15 protein-coding genes are annotated in these 20,765 nt (G+C 58.5%); 3 read left to right on the plus strand and 12 right to left on the minus strand.

Annotation, left to right across the window (positions count from 1 at the left end):
- Window positions 1-52: 52 nt before the first annotated feature.
- The 8 genes from VGU25_06360 to VGU25_06395 form a co-directional block, all read right to left on the minus strand.
- The gene (locus VGU25_06360) at window positions 53-1,012 is read right to left on the minus strand and encodes a tetratricopeptide repeat protein (protein ID HEV2576814.1); all 960 of its coding nucleotides are present in this window, start codon (window positions 1,010-1,012) and stop codon (window positions 53-55) included.
- Window positions 1,009-2,709: a CRTAC1 family protein gene (locus VGU25_06365; protein HEV2576815.1), complete on the minus strand. Its 1,701-nt coding sequence runs from the start codon at window positions 2,707-2,709 to the stop codon at window positions 1,009-1,011. Before VGU25_06365 ends, VGU25_06360 begins: the two co-directional genes overlap by 4 nt.
- 92 nt (window positions 2,710-2,801) lie before the next feature.
- Window positions 2,802-3,944: a 1,4-beta-xylanase gene (locus VGU25_06370; GenBank protein HEV2576816.1), complete on the minus strand. Its 1,143-nt coding sequence runs from the start codon at window positions 3,942-3,944 to the stop codon at window positions 2,802-2,804.
- A gap of 104 nt (window positions 3,945-4,048) precedes the next feature.
- A complete protein-coding gene (locus VGU25_06375; GenBank protein HEV2576817.1) occupies window positions 4,049-5,083 on the minus strand; it encodes a LacI family DNA-binding transcriptional regulator in 1,035 nt (344 codons plus the stop codon).
- A gap of 51 nt (window positions 5,084-5,134) precedes the next feature.
- Window positions 5,135-6,181 carry an arabinan endo-1,5-alpha-L-arabinosidase gene (locus VGU25_06380; protein HEV2576818.1) on the minus strand — a complete coding sequence of 349 codons (1,047 nt, stop codon included), beginning with the start codon at window positions 6,179-6,181 and terminating at the stop codon, window positions 5,135-5,137.
- 53 nt (window positions 6,182-6,234) lie between these two features.
- Window positions 6,235-6,654 (minus strand): cytochrome c, encoded by a 420-nt coding sequence (locus VGU25_06385; protein HEV2576819.1) that lies wholly within the window; start codon window positions 6,652-6,654, stop codon window positions 6,235-6,237.
- On the minus strand, window positions 6,651-8,882 hold the full coding sequence (locus VGU25_06390; protein HEV2576820.1) for a multiheme c-type cytochrome: 2,232 nt from the start codon (window positions 8,880-8,882) through the stop codon (window positions 6,651-6,653). Before VGU25_06390 ends, VGU25_06385 begins: the two co-directional genes overlap by 4 nt.
- A gap of 34 nt (window positions 8,883-8,916) precedes the next feature.
- Window positions 8,917-10,857 carry an alpha-L-arabinofuranosidase C-terminal domain-containing protein gene (locus tag VGU25_06395; GenBank protein HEV2576821.1) on the minus strand — a complete coding sequence of 647 codons (1,941 nt, stop codon included), beginning with the start codon at window positions 10,855-10,857 and terminating at the stop codon, window positions 8,917-8,919.
- A 224-nt stretch (window positions 10,858-11,081) separates the two neighbouring features.
- Here VGU25_06395 and VGU25_06400 point away from each other — a divergent pair, with 224 nt between their 5' ends.
- The gene (locus tag VGU25_06400) at window positions 11,082-12,617 is read left to right on the plus strand and encodes a family 43 glycosylhydrolase (GenBank protein ID HEV2576822.1); all 1,536 of its coding nucleotides are present in this window, start codon (window positions 11,082-11,084) and stop codon (window positions 12,615-12,617) included.
- Between the two features lie 76 nt (window positions 12,618-12,693).
- On the opposite strand, the gene VGU25_06405 is transcribed toward VGU25_06400, so the two are convergent.
- From VGU25_06405 to VGU25_06415, 3 genes are read right to left on the minus strand one after another with little or no spacing between them, the layout of a single operon-like run.
- Window positions 12,694-13,206, minus strand: coding sequence for a hypothetical protein (locus tag VGU25_06405; GenBank protein ID HEV2576823.1), 513 nt, complete (start codon window positions 13,204-13,206; stop codon window positions 12,694-12,696).
- 11 nt (window positions 13,207-13,217) lie between these two features.
- Window positions 13,218-13,856 (minus strand): response regulator transcription factor, encoded by a 639-nt coding sequence (locus VGU25_06410; GenBank protein HEV2576824.1) that lies wholly within the window; start codon window positions 13,854-13,856, stop codon window positions 13,218-13,220.
- Window positions 13,853-16,783, minus strand: coding sequence for a two-component regulator propeller domain-containing protein (locus VGU25_06415; GenBank protein HEV2576825.1), 2,931 nt, complete (start codon window positions 16,781-16,783; stop codon window positions 13,853-13,855). Before VGU25_06415 ends, VGU25_06410 begins: the two co-directional genes overlap by 4 nt.
- A 218-nt stretch (window positions 16,784-17,001) precedes the next feature.
- Between VGU25_06415 and VGU25_06420 the strand changes: the two genes are divergently transcribed.
- Both VGU25_06420 and VGU25_06425 read left to right on the plus strand, forming a co-directional pair.
- On the plus strand, window positions 17,002-18,960 hold the full coding sequence (locus VGU25_06420) for an enterotoxin (protein HEV2576826.1): 1,959 nt from the start codon (window positions 17,002-17,004) through the stop codon (window positions 18,958-18,960).
- A gap of 14 nt (window positions 18,961-18,974) precedes the next feature.
- On the plus strand, window positions 18,975-20,078 hold the full coding sequence (locus VGU25_06425) for an amidohydrolase family protein (GenBank protein HEV2576827.1): 1,104 nt from the start codon (window positions 18,975-18,977) through the stop codon (window positions 20,076-20,078).
- A 12-nt stretch (window positions 20,079-20,090) separates the two neighbouring features.
- Here the strand turns inward: VGU25_06425 and VGU25_06430 are convergent, their stop codons facing one another.
- Window positions 20,091-20,663 carry a hypothetical protein gene (locus VGU25_06430; protein HEV2576828.1) on the minus strand — a complete coding sequence of 191 codons (573 nt, stop codon included), beginning with the start codon at window positions 20,661-20,663 and terminating at the stop codon, window positions 20,091-20,093.
- Between the last annotated feature and the right edge of the window lie 102 nt (window positions 20,664-20,765).

Here is a 20,765-nt window from a genome sequence, read left to right on the forward strand (position 1 = left end):
AGTGACAAAAGGTTCAGTTTCATATCCACCTAATGGATGACATCAAACTCGCTCATTGGACGGAGGGATTGGCGAGTCGTGCCGAAAGAGTAAACTCCGCCTTGGCCTCCTCCAGCTTTCCCAGATGCCGATATGCCTGGCCGAGAAGAAAGTGCAGGCTGGAGTTCTTCGGATCAAGCTCGCAAGCTTGCTGCAGCTCATGTTCCGCCGCTGCATAGTCGGCCTTTTGCATGTAAAGCTGACCCAGATGTTCGCGGATTCGTGAATCTTTGGGTGCCAGAGCCGCAGCCTGCGTAAGAAGAGGCTGCGCTCCGGCGAGATCCCCCTTGTGCAGCAACACAATCCCCAGGTTCAGCAGCGGCTCTTCGCTTAGCTGTTCGCGCGGCCCTTGATCCTGCCACTCTATCGCCTGCCGATACGCCTCCACCGCCGCGTCCGTCTGGTTCAGAGCCTCGTATGTCAGGCCCAGGTTGTTCTCCGCCTTCACGCTCTTCGGTGCGAGCTTCAGTGCCCGCTGAAAGCAAGACAGTGCGTCGCTGAATCGCTGCTCGCTATACCGTATGCGCCCCAGGCTGTACCACGCATCGGCATTCGTGGGATCCATCTGTACCGCGCGTAGTGTCCACTTGTCCGCCTCCGGCCAATCGGCCAGCAACACGTAGTCCTGTCCCACACGCTCCAGCATCTGCGCCGAAGGTTTCTCAATCTCCGCGGCTCGTGTGTACTCCTTTAGAGAGTCCGCGGGCCTGTTCTCCCGCAGCAACGCGTAAGCCAGCATTGCGTGGCCGGCCGCAGAACGGTCGTTGTCTCTCAGGTAGACCCTTAGTGCTCCCTCGGCCTCGTGAAACTTACCCGCGTCGAGCAGCGCCTGCACCTGCGCCAGCGTCCCGGCATCCACGGATGCGGCCGGGGGCGGATCGGACAACACCGGTTGCTGAGCGCACAACAATGAATTCCCGAGAGTCAGGATCGCAATCGACGCCAACATCCCCGTCCATCGCAAAAGATTCACTTCGCTGCTGCCGCCTGTGAGGAATTCGGCTCGTCAATGCGGACAACACGATCGCCCGCCACATTCGTCAAGGTCTGGTGAATCCCGCTCGGCCATGCGATCTCGATGCTTCGTGCCATCGTATCCGCCCCCAGCCCAAAGTGCGCCCGCTTGTCGTTAGAGGAGAGATAGCTTCCTGTCGTCGATACCGTCCAGTACTGGTCGCCATGCGCAGTCGTTACCTTGACCACAGCTCCAATCGCATCCCGGTTGCTCTTGTGTCCCACCAGCAGTAGCGATAGCCAATGGTTCGACGTGGGGGTCTCATTGCGCAAAAGATACGCTGGCCCGCCGTTCGTCGTCACGACGGCATCGAGCAAGCCATCGTTATCAAAATCCCCGACAGCCATTCCCCTTCCCACCCAGCGCTGCTTGAACACATCGCCGGACTCCGCCGACACATCGACAAACGTCCCATTGCCCATGTTTCTGGCCAGCAACATCGGTTCTTTGTAGTGCACTTGCGGATAGTTCAGTTCAACCGTATCCAGGTCATGACCCTGCGTCACCAGCAGATCCTTGTAGCCGTCGTTGTCATAATCCAGAAAGAAAATTCCCCACCCGGAATGCAACAGGGTCATCGATGCGAGGCTTGTTGCATAGGTGTCGTAGGTGAACGACCCATCCCCGCTGTTGCGATACAACGCATACTTCTGGTTCGCGAGGTTCGTGATGGCAAGGTCAGGCCAGCCGTCGTTATTGAAGTCCTGAAAGGCAATGCCCATCCCTGCATAAGTTCTGCCTTCGCCATCTACGGCTATCTCCGCCGTAAACCCCGTCTCCTCGAAGGTGCCGTCGCCCTTGTTGTGAAACAGAAACTCGGGCATCGAGTCGTTCGCAACCGCGATGTCGATCTTCCCGTCCCGGTCATAGTCGGCAATCGCAATGCCTAATCCTTTTCCAGGAATCGCCATCCCAACCTTCGTCGTCACATCGGTAAAGGTGCCATCGCCGTTGTTGTGATAGACGACCGGCGCAATCGCCGGGAACAGGTCCGGGTGGCAGTACGCCCGATAGCCTTCCCGATGCTCGCCGCACCAAACGTCATCAAAGTCCCACTTCACATACCGCAGCACCACCAGATCGAGCAGCCCATCGTTGTCCAGATCCACCCACGCGGCGCTTGTATACCAAGCCTTTCCGGGCGTGTGATCGCCTCCAGTGCCCGACCGTTCTGTGACGTCCGTGAAGGTTCCGTCGCCATTGTTGTGATACAGATGATTCCCGCCGTACCCCGTGACATACAGATCCTCATTCCCATCGTTGTCGTAGTCACCCACGGCGACTCCCATGTCATACCCAGTGCCCTTCAGGCCTGCCTTCTCCGTAACGTCCTCGAATGTTCCGTCCTTGCGCTGGTGATACAGCCGGTTCCAATCCTTTGGTGATCGCTTCTGCGGAACCGCTCCTTTCTGCATGGGATCATCCAGAGGCGCTCCGTTCACGAAGAACAGATCCAGGCGGCCGTCGTTGTCGTAATCAAAGAGCGCGACTCCAGACCCCATCGTTTCGAGCAGATACTTGTGGCTCGTATGCGAAGCAACGGCAGTAAAGTTCACACCTTTCGCTGCGGTCACGTCCACAAACTTGCCCGGCGTCGCTGGCGGAGGTGCAGTCGAGGAAGAACTCTGTGCGTGACCGGCAATGGACCCAAACATCAACCCGGCTCCGACACAAGCCGACAGAAGAAGCTTGCGCCCTCCCGACCCTCGTTGCTGCTCCGGGCCTGTGCACGCCAAAGATTTGCCCTTCACTGCGCCGCCGCTGCCTCCTTCGGCTCCGGTGTTCCACGTCCGGTCAACTCTCGAATCAGATCGACCTCACGCTCTCTGTACGGCGTTCCATCCGGATGGAACACATCATGGAACCAGATCGGCGGCTGAACTGTCACGTACGGCCGCTGCCAGGAGTCCCAGGGAAGATACGTCTGCGTCTTTCCCGCAACCAGCCCCCAGTTAATCGCCGCGACGCGATAACGCTTAGCAACCGGAAGCACAGTGTCAAAGGTGCTGCCATTCCCGCGCGCCATGTATTCCGTGCAGATCAGCGGCCGATGATATCGCTCGAGCTCTTTTACCCTCGCCTCGAATATCTCTGGCCAGTCGTAGTTATGAAACGAGATCACATCCGACTCCGCCAGTTGAATCTTCGTCGTCTCGCTCTCCTTGTTCGGGTCGACCCAGTCCCCTCTCCACACTCCGCTCGTAAGCGGTTGCGAAGGACGCATGGCGCGCGCCCACGCGAACGCTTTAGGCAGCAGATCATCCACACGCTTCACCTTCGCTGCAACATCCTCTTCACTGTCAAGGCCGCGGTTGTCGGGCTCATTCCACACATCCCACCCGAGCACACGGTCATCGTTGGCAAACGCTCCGACCACACCTTCCACGTACGCCTTCAACTGCGGCTCAACCGCCGGATCCAGCAGCCGCTTCTTTCCAGGGCTCTGCACCCATCCCGAATTGTGCACCCCCGGTATCGGCGGATGCTGAGGCCCGAGATGCGGGTCGGTCTCCCAGCATGAATCAAACAGCACCAACAGCGGCCGGATGTGATGCTTTGCCGCGATCCCGAGGAACACATCCAGCCGATGCTTGAACCCCTCCGGATCCTGTTCCCATAACTGGTCCTGCAGAAACACTCGCATCGTGTTCATGCCGATTGACTCTGCCCATCCCAACTCGCGATCGTTCTGCGCAGGATCAAACGTCGCCGCCTGGAACATCTCCAGTTGATTGATCGCATCCGACGGCACGAAGTTCGCACCCACCAGCCACGGCTGTTTTGCATACCAGGCATTGGCCTTCGACTCCGGCCATCGCCCCGCTGCATCCTGAGCAATCCCCGCAGTCGACAGCGCGAGGGCCAACCCGACAATCCAAAGTCTCTTCACTTCAACTCCTTTTACCGTCGTCCAGCATGCCCGACTCCCGCATCCGCTTGCAATCGGTTACATGCAGCGATCGTCTTTTCGCTGGTTAACGCTCTTTCTCAGGCTCAGATCTGCGAGCCGCCTTTGCGATTCGCTGGTGCCGGTCCTGTCGATCCTCGCACCACCAGCTTCGTCGTGATCACATGCGTCCGCTGGCGGACGCGTTTTGCAGGAGACGCTTCGCGTCCGCGAAAGAGCGAACGAAACGCGGTCGATGCCATCTCGCGCCGCGGAACACGAAGCGTCGTCAGCGACGGCAGCGTATACGCACTCAGCTCGATGTCATCGAAGCCGATCACCGAGATGTCGCCTGGTATGTCCAATCCTCTCTCGTGAATCGCCCCCATCGCTCCGATCGCCGTTAGATCGTTTGACCCGAGCACCGCCGTCGGCAGGATCCCCGAATCCAGAATCCGCTTCATCGCATGATGGCCACCCTCCACGCGATGGTCCCCTTCCTGCATCCATTCCGGGCGCATTTTCACGCCGTGCTCTCGCAACGCCGCCTGAAAGGCCTCTGCCCGGGCGCGCGCCGACCCCAGGGCGAGCGGTCCGCTAATAAAAGCAATCTCCTTATGCCCCAGCTCAAACAGGTATCTCATGGCCTCCATGACTCCGCCGGTGTAGTCGACATTCACGGTACTCGCCCCACGACCTGTGGTCGTCGTATCCATGAAGATTGTCGGAATCTGCCGTTGGCCCAGAGTGCGGATCAGCCGGTCTTCCATCTCCGAGGTCATGATCGCGACGCCGTCCACCTTGCGTTGCAGCATGCGGACCACGCACATCTCCATCCGCTTCGGGTCATAGTCTGTGTTCGCGATCAGCACATCCTGCCCATGCTCTACCGCGATATCTTCAAAGGCCTTCACCAATTCAGGAAAGTACGGGTTCGTGATGTCGGAGATAATCAGACCATACAAGCCGCTCCGTCCCGAACCCAGCGCACGCGCGTTGACGTCCGGATAAAAATCCAGGGCCTCCACCGCATCGCGCACGCGCTCCGCCGTCTCCGGGCTCACGTTGGCGGTTCCATTCATCACGCGCGACACCGTCGCTGTGGAAACGCCAGCTCTCTTCGCCACTGCAGTGATGTTCATCTAAGCTGTCGTGCTCCTGAGTTTGCAGGCACGTACCTCAGTCGTTCGAGTCTATTCTGTGTCATCGCCCAACGCCGCTTCCGGCCATCCCTCATGCCAGACGATCGTGGAAATCTGCAGCGCCGGCCTTCCCGTCACCGCATCATACGCGTGAAAGACGATCAGATCGCTCCCATCCTCCTGGTGCAGAATCGACTCCCCGCCAGGCCCGAGCCACCGCCGGTTCGGCCCCAGCAGAAGCGAGCCACCACCTTTCAGCATCGGCGTTCCATCCTTGTCCAAGTACGGTCCCGTGATCTCCCGTGAGCGCCCCACCATCGTCCGGTAGGTGCTTCTCGTTCCCCGGCAGCACAGATCGAACGAGACGAAAAGATAGTAATAGCCTCCGTGCGGCACAATGAACGGCGCTTCGATCGCCTCCCAGTCCGGAGGGAGCGTCGGATGCTCGGGATCAAACTTCTGCGGCGCAGGATGTTCCGGTTTTACGCGGCTGGCCAGCGAATAAAGCTTCTTGTCCTTGTCAGAAGCCATCCCCGTGTCCGCATTCAAGGCGCGCATCTTGATTCCGGTCCAGAAGCTGCCGAACGACAGCCACGCGTGATGCTTCGTATCTTCAACATAGTTCGGATCGATCGCGTTGAAGTCGTCACTCTCCTTCGACTCCAGCACCAACCCTTTGTCCACCCATTTGTAGTCCGGGCTCTTAGGGTCCAGCGTCTTGTTCACAGCCAAAGCAATCCCCGAAAGGTTTCTCCCAAACAGCGAGTACGCATAATACAACCGGTATTCACCGTGCGTGTGCGAGATGTCCGGTGCCCACAGTTCCTTCGTCCCCGGGCTCCGCTGCTGAATCCACTGCGGAATCTCGTCGAACACATGCCCGCACATCCGCCAGTGCACCAGGTCCTCTGAGCAGCGCACCGGCAATTGCCCGCCTCCCGGCGCCTTTCCGGTGGCGAAGATATAGTACGTTCCGCCGTCCTTCGCGATCGAAGGATCGTGCGTAAACCAATAGTCTCCCTGGAGCGCATATGCATGCGGCTGTTGCGCAAACACCGTGGCTGCACTGAAAAGCAGAAGTGCACATAGTCCCACCACCACACGGTCTCCGCGACATCGTCTGAAATTCTGCCTCGCGTTGCTCTCGCGCATCAGCTCGTCCTCGGTGCTTCCTTAGCCGGCTTTTTCTTGTGCACAAGATAATCTACAAGCTCTTTCGTCTCCTCTGGGCTGAGCACATCACCGAACGCCGGCATTTGTTTACCGCCCGCCTTGATCTGCTGCTCAATCTGAGCCTTGGAAAGATGCTTTCCCACAGTACTCAGGCTCGGTGCGCGCTCTGTTCCCACACCGTCAACGCCGTGGCAATGCTCGCATCCCTTCTCCCGGAATAGAACCTCCGCTTTCGCACGGTCCTTGCGCGAGAAAGCGTGCACCGTCTGCACCGGTACCCATGCGCCCAGCACAGCCATCGCCAGCGACCCCGCCAACAAGGCGTGACCGGCCGGCACGCGCCACCATCCGGCGGTACCCACCTTGCCCGCCAGAATTTGGCCCCAGTCAAATCTCATCGTGAGTGCGCCGCACCCTCGGCCGGCAGCGGCTCTATGTCCAGCTCATGCGTATGCCACGGTACGCTCTCATTCGCTAGCTCTGTATGGTTCCTCAAGAACTCCAACGCATACGTATTCGCCGTCGGATCATCCTTCTGGTCCGCAAACGTAGCCGCCTCGCGTGCCGCCTTGTCCTTCATCCCCAGCCGTCGGTACAGAATCGCCAGATTGTAGTGCGCCGCCAAATCATCCGGGCTGTTTGCCTGCAGCGCCTCATACTCTTTGAGCGCCTGCGGATACTTGTGCTGCTGATAAAACGTGAAGCCCAACTCACGCATCGCATCGCGCGAATCTGGATAGTCGTGTACGACGCTCTCAAGGTCCGCCACCGTCATATTCAGCTTGCCCTCGTTCCGCTCCACCAGAGCCCTGTAATACAGTGCCCGCGCATTCCCAGGCGAAAGCTGCAATGCTTTTTCCAGATTGGGACGCGCGTCGTTATAACGCTCCCACTGGATATCAACGATGGCCATGTTCGTATAAGCATCCGCGTAATCAGGCCGCAGTTCCGCCACACGCTTGAACGCCGCATACGAGGCCGCATACTGCTGCGCATCCATCAGGCCGATCCCGTAATTATTCCATCGCATCCACTCCGGGTTTGCGGCCCTGTCCGGCTCACCGGTAGTGTTGTCTCCTACGCGAATCACCCGGCTTGTCGAAACCATATCGACCAACGGCTCTTCGTAATGCTGCTTGGCCATTCCGAAGTCCATGAAGTGCTGGTCAAAGCGGTGATACTTCACCGTCGCAGTCACCTTTACTGCATTGGTTTCACCCGAAGGCATCGTAAAGCTGTATCGCACCACCTGCGACCGTCCGGACTGGATTGTGTTGTTGTATGCCACCACGCGGGTATCCCACACCTGGTGCAGATCGTTCAAACCGCCCTTCGCGTTGATCAGCCGGTTCGTGAAGCTGTGCGCCTGTGGATCGAGATCCCCATTCGATTTCAAAAATCCACTCTCGCACAGCACCTTCCCATTCGCATCCGTTACCGTGAAATCCACCCACGACTCGTACATATCACGCTGTTCCGGAACATGGCTATGCGCAATTCCCTTGTTCTGAATCACCACATCCAGCGTCACTCGCTCGCCCGAAGCAACACGGAAATTCACGAGTCCCAGCGGAGCGGCAATTTTGTCAGGTACGCCGTTCGCATCTCCATGTTCCAGCGCAAACAGGTCCACATTGAGCACGTTGTTCTGCAAAAACTGCACCGTCTTCCGCTCCTGCTCGGCATAGCCGTAGTACTGCGGAATTAACGTGTTTGCTCCCAGCCATCTATGCGATGCCAGCTTGCCCTGCTTCGCTCCCTGGTCGCGCGTCTCCAACGGCTCTCTCGGCATGTGGCACGTCTGGCAGGTCGAGACCGAATCCTTTACGTAAAACGGCAACGGCGATTGCTTCGCAAACGAAGAGGCTTGCCACTCGTCATAGAGCGAGATTGCTCTCTGCCACTTGTAATCGTTCAGTTGTCGTGGCAGCGCCGCTTCATGGCACGCCGAGCAAAATTGCGACGTGCGATAGAAAGGCTTCATCACCGCCTGGCTGTGACGGTCCAGGTGCGCCAGTATCTCAGCATCGCTCACTGGGCGCGTAACCGGCTTGCCGTTCTCGTCCACCAGCGCGGCCGGAGTGCCCATCACATAGCTTCCCGTTCCGCGCGTCGTCACCTTCTGAATCGAGTGGCACACGCTGCACGTAACGCCCTCATCGTCATACCACTTGCGGCCCGGTCCTCCTTCGGTGAGCGCTCCGCTCAGCAGCGCGATCGGGTCATGACACCCTTCGCAGTGTCGCGAGTACTCAACACCCTTCTCAGAATCCATCAGCTGTACATTCCGCAGATACCACGGCGGACGGTTCGAGTTCGAATGCGCCGACTCGCGCCATTGCTCGTGCGCCTCCTCATGGCAATGCCCGCAGTACTTCGCACTCGGAAAGCTCTTCGGATCCATGAACTCTCCGTTATCGCTCTCCGCATTCGACGGCAAAAAATATTCCGTCGCTCCAAACCGTTTGTTATAGGTTGCCGCGACCTTCTTGCTATAGGTCTGCTGGGCCTCGGCCGCAGCATCAGCCTCGCTTCCGGCGCGAACCGCCTGCACGCTGAATCCAGCCGCCGCCGCAAGCAGAGCAATCACCAGCGCACCAGGGACCCATCGAGCTTTCGCGCGCATCTGCATCTTCCACCGGAACGGCACACCCAATTTATCAGTCCATCGGGATGTCGATCACCTCGATTGTGAGGCCTGGAATCGCGTGCTTCCACGTCTCCATCGAAAGTTTGAGTGTCGACTCCACCGGATGAATGAACTCCGGATCGGAGATAGTATTCGTTGCCTCGTAGCTCGCCGCATGCAGCGTGTATAGCCTCGCCGTGTGCCCACCCTTCACACCATCCAGCTTGATCGTCAGCGGCTGCTCCTCGTTCGAAGCGTTCACAAATTTCAAATGCAGCACATGATCCTTCGACCCCACGGAAGCCGAATAGTAGAACCGCTTCCCGCCTCCGCTAATCGTGGTCTTTGGCGTGCCACCGCCCAAATGTCCCGCGAACAACGCCTGCGCGTAGTAACTAGGCGATACGTAGGTGGTCACGCCGTTGAACCCGATCAGGTTTGTTCCCCATTGTCCGCCGTTCACGTTGACGAGCAGCGGAGCATACGCCGCCATGATGATCAAATCGCTATTTCGCTCCATCGCGGTCATCCAGGCCGCATCCGCCAGGGCGCCGCCAAAGTTCGGCGTTGGAGTCCCGGAAAGCGTCGCCCACTCACCTACAAATATCTTCGGCCCCGTGCGCGGCGCATCGTCATAGTGCTTCGTGAAGTCCAGCATCTCGCCCCACGGCTTGTAGTAGTGATCGTCCTGCACATCCGGCTGCTCGTCCGCATTCGACTCTTTCACCGGCGTCGTCGAAATCAGTTTGTACTCTGGGTACTTCTTGTGAAGCGCACGCGCAAACTGCGCAAACCGCGCATCGTAGCTCCCTGAGCGGTCAAAGAAGTCTTCATTGCCTATCTCGATGTAGTGCAGCGGAAATGGCGCCGGATGGCCATCCTTCGCGCGCTCCGCTCCCCACTTGGTGCTCGTGTCGCCGGTCACATATTCCACCTCATCCAGCGCAGCCTGCACGTACGGCTCCAGGTCCTTGCCCGGATTCACATGCTGCTGTCGCAGCGAATAGCCCGCGTACACCGCGAGCACGGGCTCAATCTTCAGGTCCTCGCACCACTCCAGAAACTCCAGCAGTCCTAGCCCGTCCGTCGACCAGTAGGTCCACGGTGCCTGGTGTCCAGGCCGATCCACCAGCGGCCCGATCGTCTCCTTCCAGTTGTACCAATCGCGCAGCGTGTCGCCTTCCAGATAGTTGCCTCCCGGCAGCCGCAGAAACGTTGGATGCAACCCTGCCATGCGTTCCATCAGGTCCGCACGATTCCCATTCGGACGGTCATGAAACGTCGGCTGCATCAATGACGCGAGCTGTAGTCGCAGCGTCCCCGGATGCGCCACCGTGAGCTCGAGGTGATTCTGCATCGAAACCGGAATCGCTCCAGTCGTCAACGTGTACGTGTACTGCGACCAGTCGCCGGCATGCACCGGCACGGTCGTCTCCGCCACCACTGTTCCCGTCTTGTCGCTGATCAGCCTGGCGTGCACCGGCCCTACCGAATCATCGTCCGCTTTCGCATAAAACGATCCGCGATATATCGCATGCGGCTTCAACGCGACGCCCCAATATCCGGAGTTCACCAGACCTGCCTGTTCACCCTCCGTCGCCGCACTCACGGTGAGCTTCATGCTGTATGGCAGTGCCTTGCGCGGACCGCTGCCCTTATCGATCTCTATCGCCGCCTGCGAGTCGCCATGCCGCACCAGGTCCCAGTGCTCCACGCCCTCCCAGCTCGCCCGAAACGTCCGGTTCTGCAGCAGCTCCGCATACAATCCGCCGTCATAGGAATGATTGATCTCCTCTGTCATCATCCCGTAAAGCATCGGGCTAACAGGTGTCACAATCGTTGCAGTGTCTACGGTCAACTGCGCCGGTGGCAGTTCCGCTGCGCGCGTCTGTGCCCCACACATAAGCGCCGGCAACAGCGGCGTCACTCCCAGGACCACCAACGAAATCGTTCTGCAAGCCACAAAGCGCATAAAGTAAAAACCTCCTCCGGAGCAGCGAATTGCGCACCCTACTTGAAATCGGTTACATTTTCGGACAAATGTGGCCCTTGCAGCCACGCAGATTGTAGACCACCCAGCAACACATTTGAAGTGAGCCACTGAGTCGGCACGGGAACTGCCCGTCAGCCTGGTTTTCTTTAGCCTCGCCAGTCCTCCAGTTCACCGATTCGACCTCTTCCCGAACAGAGGCCTGCATGCAGAAGTCATCTTCAAGCCTGGCGCTCCTCCTCGCAGTGCTCGCTGTCCTTGCCGCAGGCTGCTCGAGCAACAACTCCGGTGGCTCGACCACACCCCAAAACCCCACGACTCCCGACATGGGCACCATCAGCACCGTCGGTGACAGTACGCAGTTTCAGATCAAGAGCGCCTCGAACAGCGAGTTCCTTGGCATTGCCTCACAGAACCAGACCGCTGGTGCTAGCCTGACCCTCGCATCCACCGACAGCGCGAGCGATCAGCTTTGGCATTTCATGCCCATGGGCAACAGCGAATTCAATGTCGAGAATCTGCTAACCCACCAGGTCATAGGCATCGCCAACGCTTCCACTGCGGGCGGAGCGCAGGCGCTCCAATGGGCCGACAACGGAACCAATGATCACCTCTGGTCCTTCTACATCCTCACCGACGGCAACTATCTCATCAAAAACATCAACAGCGGACTCTATCTCCAGCTCGATACGTCGGCCTCACCCAGCATCATCGACCAGGGCGCCCGAGCCACCACCGGCACCGGCTGCAGGTGCCAGGAGTGGACACTCACCGACACATTCAACAACGTCTACCCTGCCCCGCTCGCCATCTCTGGCTCCGGCATTTACGTCCACGACCCCAACATGATCCAGGACGCCAGCGGCACCTTCTGGCTCTATGGCACGCACAACACGCTCGCCAGTTCCACCGACATGTCCACCTTCACCGCCGTCACCAGCGGCGACATCAACCCGGACTTCAGCTGGTGGGCCTCTGAAAACACCACCGGCACCAACGGCCGCACCGACATCTGGGCCCCTGACGTCCTCCATGCCAACGGCGTCTACTATCAGTACTACTCGATTCCCATCTACAACAACCCCGCCGTCGCCGGCACCAACAGCGGCCCCCAAGCCGTCATCGCCCTCGCCACCAGCACCAGCCCCAGCGGCCCGTGGACCGACGCCGGCAAGATCATCGCTTCATGCGGCACCACTACCGGATGCACCACCGGCTTCAATGCCATCGACCCCGCTCTCTTCATCGATAGCGCCGGCAACTGGTGGCTCTCCTTCGGCTCCTGGAACGACGGCATTCACATCCTCCAGCTCGACCCCGCCACCGGGCTCCGCCTGGCTTCCAACACCACCCTCGCCAACATCGCCGCTCGCACCAATGGCGAAGAGGGCTCCTTCATCTACCCCTACGTCTTCAACGGAACGCAGTACTTCTACTACTTCGCCTCGATCAACGTCTGCTGCAGCGGAACCTCCAGCACCTATCGCATCATCGTCGGCCGCTCCACCATCCCCACCGGCCCGTACGTCGATCGCGGTGGCATCGGTCTCTCTCAAGGCGGAGGCACCATCCTTCTCAGCTCTCACTCCAACATCTACGGCCCTGGCGGCCAGAGCGTCATGACTGTCAATAACAAACCGCTGCTCGTCTACCACTACTACGACGGCAACAACAACGGCACGCCTACCCTGGGCCTCAACTATCTCGTCTTCGACTCCTCAGGCTGGCCATCCGTTCAGTAACTCGCTCGCTAGAACGAAATGCGCGCACTTAACTGGATCTTCATGCGACGCCGCTTCTGTGCATGCCAAAACGTACTCAAGGGAGCGAATAAGGCAGAAAGAATCGGCCAATCTGGATATCTTTGTGCTCGCTGGGTGGCCAGATGTGGAAGCTTTCCACGCGGGTTCCAGGCTCAGGACGTGCGATCCCAACTCCGCGCTCCGTACCTGTCGCGCTATCAAAAAAGTGCACCTCGAGCCCCTCATCTGAGCGGCGCCAACCCACAACATACGAACCCGGCTTCAGCGTGAGACGCCCATCCAGCACCAGGGGCGACTGAACAAGGAGAAAGTGCGAGTATTTTCCATCGGCTTGATACCCGGCCGTAATCAACACCACCGCTGCGATCATCTGGTTGTGCGAGTTGATGATGCCGTTCGCAGTGCGCATCTCCGTCTCGATATGTTCCTTCTCCACCGCAGCACGGGCCGGCAGCGCGGCCTCAAGTTCGGCGGCCGTCGCCGCTCGCCATCGCTCGCTGCGGGTCGTCTGCGCGGTTGCAGCGAGGGCCAGCGCACCCAAAAGCAAAATCCAACATATGCGTCGCATAGCCGATTTCCTCATTGTGGCAGGTGTACGATCCCGCGTTGCAGCGCAAGAACAGCGGCCTGAGTCCTGTCGGACGCGCCGAGTTTGCTTAGAAGGCTGTTCACGTGAGACTTCACCGTCGCCTCAGAGATATGCAGATCCGTAGCGATCTCCTTATTCGCCCGTCCAGCCACAATGCGCTCAAGCACCTCCACCTCGCGCGAACTCAGTTCCTCGCTGCCCACTCGTTGCGCAAGCTTTTCGGCGATCACCGATGGAATTCGGCCGCGGCCGGCATGTACCGCTCGAATCGCTTCGACCAGTTCTTCCATATCCACGCCCTTAAGTAGATACGCCCTCGCTCCAGCCTGCATCGCACGATAGATATCTTCGTCTCCGTCAAATGTCGTGAGAACGATAAAGCGCGCTGTCGGCACCCCCCGCCGGATCTGCTGAATGGCCTCCACGCCTGGCATTCCCGGCATCTGGAGATCCATCAGCGTGACATCGGGCATAAGAGAGTCATAGCGGCTCACGGCCTCTCGACCATCTTTTGCAAATCCCACCACCTCAATCTCCGGCGCGGACGACAACAGCGCAATCAGCCCTTGCCGCACCACGGCATGATCTTCAACGACAAAAACGCGAATACGTTCGGTAGCGGCCATCATGCTCTCTCCGTCGGTAGAGGAACTATAAGTGTAACTGTCGCACCTTGCCCCACAGCGCTCTCAACTGTCAGATGTCCTTGGAGCAGAGCAGCACGTTCCTCCAGGCCCCTGAGACCAAAGTGATCTGCCATCTCGCGCGCAGATGTGTAATCAAAGCCGCATCCGTTGTCTCGAATCTGAAGTCGCAGACTTTCCGCACCATAGGCAAGGTCCACTCTTATCTCTGTGGCGCCTGAATGCCGTTCAGCATTTGAGATCGCCTCAGTCGCAATTCGCAGTATCTCCTTCTCTGTCGCCTCGGCTGCACTGCGGTACTCGCCGGAGATGCGAAGATGCGACGTTACATTCGTCTCGCGAAGAGCTTCCACTCGAGCCGACAACCGGGCCGGCAGACTTTCCTCCGATAGGTTGGCGCGCAAATTCCATATGCTCTGCCGAGCGGACTCGAGCGCCTGCCGCACGAGCAGCCGCGTTCGCGTCAATTGCTCCGTCACCTCCACTAGTCGTCCTGCCTTCGCGTGCTGCGCAGCTAGCTCCACCTGTAAAGACACGCTCACAAGGTCCTGCGCCAATGTGTCGTGCACTTCACGGGCTACACGCGTACGCTCCTGCAACACCAGGTCAAACCGACGCCTTTCGGCTCGCACCCTCAGCTGAACAAACGCGAAAACTGTAAGTGCTGCTAAGCAGAGCCCCAGCAAATAAGCCCACACACTCCGATACCACGGCATCAGGACGCGGAAGCGAAAGTTGGCTTCGTCCTTGCTCCAAACTCCATCGCTGTTGGCGCACAACACCTTGAAGGTGTACTGCCGCGCAGGCAGATTCGTGTAATACGCCGCTCGCCGAGTACCCGCGTCCACCCATCCGCGATCGAAGCCGTCGAGCATATACCGGCAATGCGTACCTGCCGGATTATTCAAGCTCAGCGCGTTGTACTCGAAACTGTATTGACGATGCCCTGGGCTTATTTCGGCGCTCGCACCGACGGGCAACTCCACTCCGTCCACATGCGCTTGCGTAATAACGACTCCGGGAGGCACACCATTCGTCAGCAGATGTTTAGCATCAGTGACAGCGATTCCGCGCCGCGTCGCAAACCATATTTCCCCGTTCGATCCTTTGGCTGCAGAGGGGATACCCTCACCGGCGAGCTCATCGCTTTGCATCCCGTCACTGCGCCCGTAAGCATCTACTTTCAGGCTGCTGCATGCCGATGGATTCAACACGCACGCTCGCAGGTCACTAATTTTGATGCGATGCAAACCGCGTGCTGAGCGAAGCCACAGATACCCAAGGTCGTCTGTAATCATTCCAACGATCTCTGTTGGAATGGCGGAGCTGGACACCGAAACGACACGATCCTCTTTCACCACACCTAAGCCGTGGCCATGCAAAGCCACCCACACATCACCCTCCCCATCGGCAGCGAGTGCGGTGATGATGCTGCCGTTCGCCTGATACGCCGAGGACAGGCATTCAAGCTTGCGCGTGGTCCACCGGCACAAACCGGCAGAGGTGCCTATCCAGAGCTCACTCACCCCGGCCTCGTCGGATCTCACCTCGAGCAGCGGTCCAATGGAGTTGCTCGACAAACCGTCTGCTGTCGTAAAGGTTTGCGCACCCTTGCCATCGATATGCACCAGGCCAAATCTTGTGCCCGCCCAAACAGTCTTATCCGCGGCAACCAGCACGCTGCGCACAAAGTTGTCAGGCAATCCCTCAGCGATCGTCCAGTGATGCACCTCTGTTCCGACGATGTGGTTCAGGCCATCAGGAGTGCCTGCCCAAACATCTCCCTCCGGCCCCGCTGCCAATGAGAGGATCACCGGGCTCGTCAGCTTCTTAGGGTCAACCGGTTCCGCAGCGCCGTCAGTTCGAAAGATCCCGTCGTCCCGCGTCCCGAAGTACATCACTCCTCGGCTGTCACGCACGACTGTTGTCACGGCCTCCGAAGTAGAGCCCGGGAGAATGGCGAACTTACGCGGCTGCAGGGCATGCAGACCCGATGCTTCCGTTCCCACCCACACGTCTCCTTCGCGATCGACACAAACGGAAAGAACCGACTCTCCTCGCACAACGTCAAAATCGCGGAGAGCGTAGCCCGCCGATGGCTCAATGGAGACGAGCCCACGATTGGTTCCTATCCATGCCTTCCCTTGCCGATCTACATGGAGGGCCTGCACCCGGTTACCCGGCAACTCGACGCCCGTCCGCCATATTCTCTTTTGAGAAGCTGAAGAGAATTGAACAAAATCCAAGCCAAACGTCCAGACCGCTTGTCTGTCACTAATTGCAGCGCCGAGCACAACCGGTTGGCCTTCTGCTGCCGAAGCAACAGCAATGAGTCGCCCTTGATTCCATCGGTAAACGTCGCCCTTCTTTGAAACGAGAACCACTCCTTCCGGCGTCGCAGTTATTCCGTTTATGACTGCGTTGGTTCCGATTCGTTCAAAGTGGTCACGCCGCCAGACCGCAACCCCGCCCGTCGTCAGGACCAGCAGATCGCTAGAATCCGTAGCGAGTGCTACAACCTCATTCGACGGCAGTCCATCCCGTTCTGAGAAGCGTCGATAACTCTCGCCATGCTTTCTAACAAGCCCATCCGAAGTGCCGAACCAGACATCGCCTTCGTGATCCTCGGCCAGACAACTCACATCGTCACTGGCGAAGGCCGGTATCGTCAGATGGTTCAGTACACGGAAGCTCTGCCCGTCAAAGCGCGCTGCTCCATCCTCTGTCGCGATCCACAGATATCCCTGATGGCTCTGCAGAAGGGCGTTAACAGTCGCCTGCGGCAGACCGTCTTCGGTCGACCCCACCTGGTGATGAAAGTAATCCGGCGCTTGTTGCTGAACAGCACGCGCATCGATGCTCACAAGGAGCATGACCACCATGCACCAACCCAGCGACCCGAGCCGACGCATGGTGCCTGCAACGCGACAACAGCCTCTCCGATGGGCTGCCGCACACCAGCCGGCTAGCACGGCTTTCCCGAATCTACGCTACGCTGGATGACCACATCGTGAATATAAACAAATCGCTTTTGTATTGCGTCCCGATTTCGCCGATAGTTACGCGCCGTGCTCCCGAAGCCTTCAGGAAGGATCGAGAAACAGTGTTCAAATGCACATCCCTGATAGCATTGGCTCTCATTTGTGGTCGCGCGACCGCCCAGATTGACGCTGGCAAAGCTGCCGGAACAGTGCAGCGCGCACATTATTCTCTGGCCAATCAAGTGATCTCCGCGCAATGGGATCTCTCGTCGCACCACCTCTCCCATCTTTCCATCGCAGACCGGCTGCACGGCGCCGTGCAGCATTTCCCCGAACCGTTCAAGGTCCTGCTCAAGGACGGCTCAATTCTTAACGCCGATAATCTGCAAACAGACGGCCCAGTGCGCGAGAGGCATCTGAATCCAACTCCCAACGCATCGCGGTATTCAGATCGCCTCCCGGGCGACGAGTTCGACGTTCCCCTCATAAGCGCCGATCGCAACCTTCACCTCGTCTGGTCAGTAGTGTTACGCGATGGCTCGAACTATATCCGCGAGTTGCTCGCCCTCGAAGCCCGCAACCACGACATTCCGATCACCCGCGTTCAGCTTCTCGATACCGCGCTGCCTACCGCTCACGTCGTAGGCTCCGTGCCGGGCTCGCCCATTGTTGCAGACAATCTCTTCCTCGGATTTGAGCACCCGCTATCGAATAGCAATGTCACCAATCAACGCGCAACCGCGTACATCGACCGCGAGCTCCCTTTGCGTGCCGGTCAGTCCATCACCTACTCGTTCGTCATTGGCGTCGCCCGCACCGGACAGATGCGTCGCGATTTTCTTCGTTACATTGAGCGCGAACGTGCGCACGCGTACCGCACCTTCCTGCACTACAACTCCTGGTACGACCTCGGCTACTTCAACCCATATGACGAAGCCGATGCACTCGACCGCATCCACAACTTCGGCCGCGAATTACACGATAAACGCGGCGTCACACTCGACTCCTTCCTCTTCGATGATGGCTGGGACAACCACGCCTCTTTATGGAACTTCAACTCTGGCTTTCCCAACGGCTTCAGCAACGTTCGCAAAGCAGCGGAAAACTATGGCGCCGATCCCGGCGTGTGGATGTCGCCCTGGGGAGGATATTCTGCACCCAAGAAAGAACGCGTCGAATACGGCCGGCAGCAGGGCTTTGAAATCGTCAACAACGGCTTTGCCCTTTCCGGCCCCAAGTACTACGCACGCTTCCGCGACGTCTGCATGGGCATGATTCATAACTATGGCGTCAATCAATTCAAGTTCGACGGCACCGGAAATGCAGATTCTGTTTTCAAGGGCAGCGCGTTCGACAGCGACTTCGACGCCGCGATTCATCTCATCGGTGAGATACGCCAGGAAAAACCCGACATCTACATTAATCTCACCACCGGCACTTACCCATCGCCCTTCTGGCTCATGTATGCAGACTCGATCTGGCGTGGCGGCGACGACGACAACGTCGCCGGTGTCGGCCCCTACCGCGAGCGCTGGATCACCTATCGCGATGCCGCAACTTACGACGGCGTCGTGAAGACCGGCCCGCTCTATCCGCTGAACTCGCTCATGCTTCACGGCCTCATCTACGCGCAGAAGCACAAGGACCTCAACAAAGATCCCGACAACGATTTCCGAAACGAGATTCGTTCGTACTTCGGCACGGGCACACAATTACAGGAGATGTACATCACTCCATCCCTGCTGACCGACAACAACTGGGATGATTTAGCAGAAGCCGCGAAGTGGTCTCGCGCAAACGCCGAGGTGCTCAAAGACACGCATTGGATCGGCGGCGACCCGGCATGGCTTGAGGTATACGGGTGGGCGTCATGGACGCCAAAGAAAGCGATACTCACCTTGCGCAACCCGAGCGACAAGCCACAGCCCGTCACCGTCGATCCGCAAACCGCGTTCGAACTCCCCGCTGGCGCCGCGCGAAACTTCACCGCGCACAGCCCATGGAAGGAAGATGCAGGCCAGCCATCGATCCATCTGCGCGCAGGCACCGCTCACGTATTTCAACTCGCTCCATTCCAGGTATTGACGTTGGACGTCCTGCCCGATTAGACGACAATCGAAACATGAGTACGCACTCTAAAGCCGCGTCAGCTCCGCCAGACACTAGCGATAAGTTCGTCGCGATGGTCACCGCAAAACGTGATGTCAGCCTGCCGCTCAGCGACTTCCATCCAAAATCGATGCTCAAAACGCCGGTGCACGAGATACTGAGGCCGCGCTTTCCCGTGATCGACTACCACAATCACCTCGATGCACAGGATCCGGAAAACGTCCTCCGCATCATGGACGATTGCGGTATCGAGCGCATCGTGAACATCACCATGAAAGTCGGCGATGATGCTCTGCGCACGATCAGAAAATTCAACAATGCCGATCCTCAACGATTCTCAACCATCGGATGGATGGACTGGACCGGCATCGAACTCGACAACTTCATTCCCCTGAGCCTCGAACGTCTCGAAAGACTCGCAGACGCAGGAATTGTCGGCTTCAAAATCTGGAAGGACCTCGGACTCACGGTTCGTGACCGCACCGGCTCGCTGCTGCAGGTAGATGATCAGCGCCTTGCGCCAATATTCGATCGATGCGGCGAGCTTGGGTTGCCGGTGATGATGCACATCGGCGATCCGGAAGCCTTCTTTCTGCCGATTGACGCGCACAACGAGCGCCTCGAAGAGCTGTCCGCGCATCCCGACTGGAGTTTCTACGGAGCCACATTCGGCAAATACGAATTACTCGCACAGCGCGACCGCGTGTTCAAGCGCCATCCCGGAACGACCTTCGTCGCAGCTCACATCGCGGAGAACAGCGAAAACCTCGAGAACGTTACAGCGATGCTGGACGCGAATCCCAACGTCCTCGTCGACATCAGCGCCCGCGCCTCTGAGCTCGGCCGTCAGCCTTACTCCGCGCGCCGATTCTTCCTCCGATTCGCCGATCGCATTCTCTTCGGCTCCGACCTCGTTCCCGACGTCGAAATGTACCGACTCTACTATCGCTTTCTCGAAACCGAAGACGAGTACTTCGAATATCCAAGCCACGCTTCACGGCAGGGCCGCTGGAATATTTACGGAATCAACCTTCCCGACGATGTCCTGCAAAAGGTCTATCGCGACAACGCGCTGAAGCTACTCGCAATGCCGAAAAGACACAGACCAGGCGCGTAAGAACTCCGCACGCTACTGCCGCGACCGCACGAACACTGCCGTGTTCTTATCAGCCGCCTTGGTATAGGTCACTCGCACCTGCCATCCCTTGTGCGGGTCATAGCCGCGGCCCGCCGCGACACTCACGCCGGTATCCACCACCAGGTGATCGCCCAGCGCGAACGACTCCGACTTCCCGGCATCATCCTTCACCGTCATCGTGCGCGCGTGCTTGTCATAGCTCACCACCGTACCCTCGATCTTCTCGAAGGGTCCGGCCCCAAGGTCCTTCACCGCCACAGCCGTCTGGTTGTCGTCATAGCCGTAGTAGTACACGACGACGTAATCGCCAACATGCTGAAACTTGTCCGCATTCACCGAGTCCGACTGCAGCGCCTTGTCGAAATCCAGCGTGACCTTCGCGCCGTTGGGCAGCTTGAACTGACTCGTATCACCGCTGTCGACTGTCAGCTGCATCGTGTTCGTGTGAGGATCGACCGCCTTCACAACCCCACTCACCGCGTGCACCACCATCTGTGCGCCCGCGCTGGCGCTCAGCATCGTTAATGCAACCGCCGTCAATGCCAAACCATGTTTGCGTTTCATAAGAACACCTCCTCCTTCGAAGAAGGCTGGCGAGGCTCAGGCAGCCGATTGCGCAGCAGCATGAGGATCGCTATATATCGGTGTCCGACATAATACACCTTT

Source organism: Acidobacteriaceae bacterium (assembly GCA_035944135.1).
Taxonomy (GTDB): domain Bacteria; phylum Acidobacteriota; class Terriglobia; order Terriglobales; family Acidobacteriaceae; genus Granulicella.

Bases quoted from the DNA above. Each gene is read 5' to 3' on its own strand.
- VGU25_06400 (HEV2576822.1), top strand. From the start codon at position 11,082: ATGCAGAAGTCATCTTCAAGCCTGGCGCTCCTCCTCGCAGTGCTCGCT.
- VGU25_06395 (HEV2576821.1), bottom strand. From the start codon at position 10,857: ATGCGCTTTGTGGCTTGCAGAACGATTTCGTTGGTGGTCCTGGGAGTG.
- VGU25_06430 (HEV2576828.1), bottom strand. From the start codon at position 20,663: ATGAAACGCAAACATGGTTTGGCATTGACGGCGGTTGCATTAACGATG.
- VGU25_06405 (HEV2576823.1), bottom strand. From the start codon at position 13,206: ATGCGACGCATATGTTGGATTTTGCTTTTGGGTGCGCTGGCCCTCGCT.
- VGU25_06415 (HEV2576825.1), bottom strand. From the start codon at position 16,783: ATGCGTCGGCTCGGGTCGCTGGGTTGGTGCATGGTGGTCATGCTCCTT.
- VGU25_06365 (HEV2576815.1), bottom strand. From the start codon at position 2,709: ATGTTTGGGTCCATTGCCGGTCACGCACAGAGTTCTTCCTCGACTGCA.
- VGU25_06425 (HEV2576827.1), top strand. From the start codon at position 18,975: ATGAGTACGCACTCTAAAGCCGCGTCAGCTCCGCCAGACACTAGCGAT.
- VGU25_06375 (HEV2576817.1), bottom strand. From the start codon at position 5,083: ATGAACATCACTGCAGTGGCGAAGAGAGCTGGCGTTTCCACAGCGACG.
- VGU25_06390 (HEV2576820.1), bottom strand. From the start codon at position 8,882: ATGCGCGCGAAAGCTCGATGGGTCCCTGGTGCGCTGGTGATTGCTCTG.
- VGU25_06410 (HEV2576824.1), bottom strand. From the start codon at position 13,856: ATGATGGCCGCTACCGAACGTATTCGCGTTTTTGTCGTTGAAGATCAT.
- VGU25_06385 (HEV2576819.1), bottom strand. From the start codon at position 6,654: ATGAGATTTGACTGGGGCCAAATTCTGGCGGGCAAGGTGGGTACCGCC.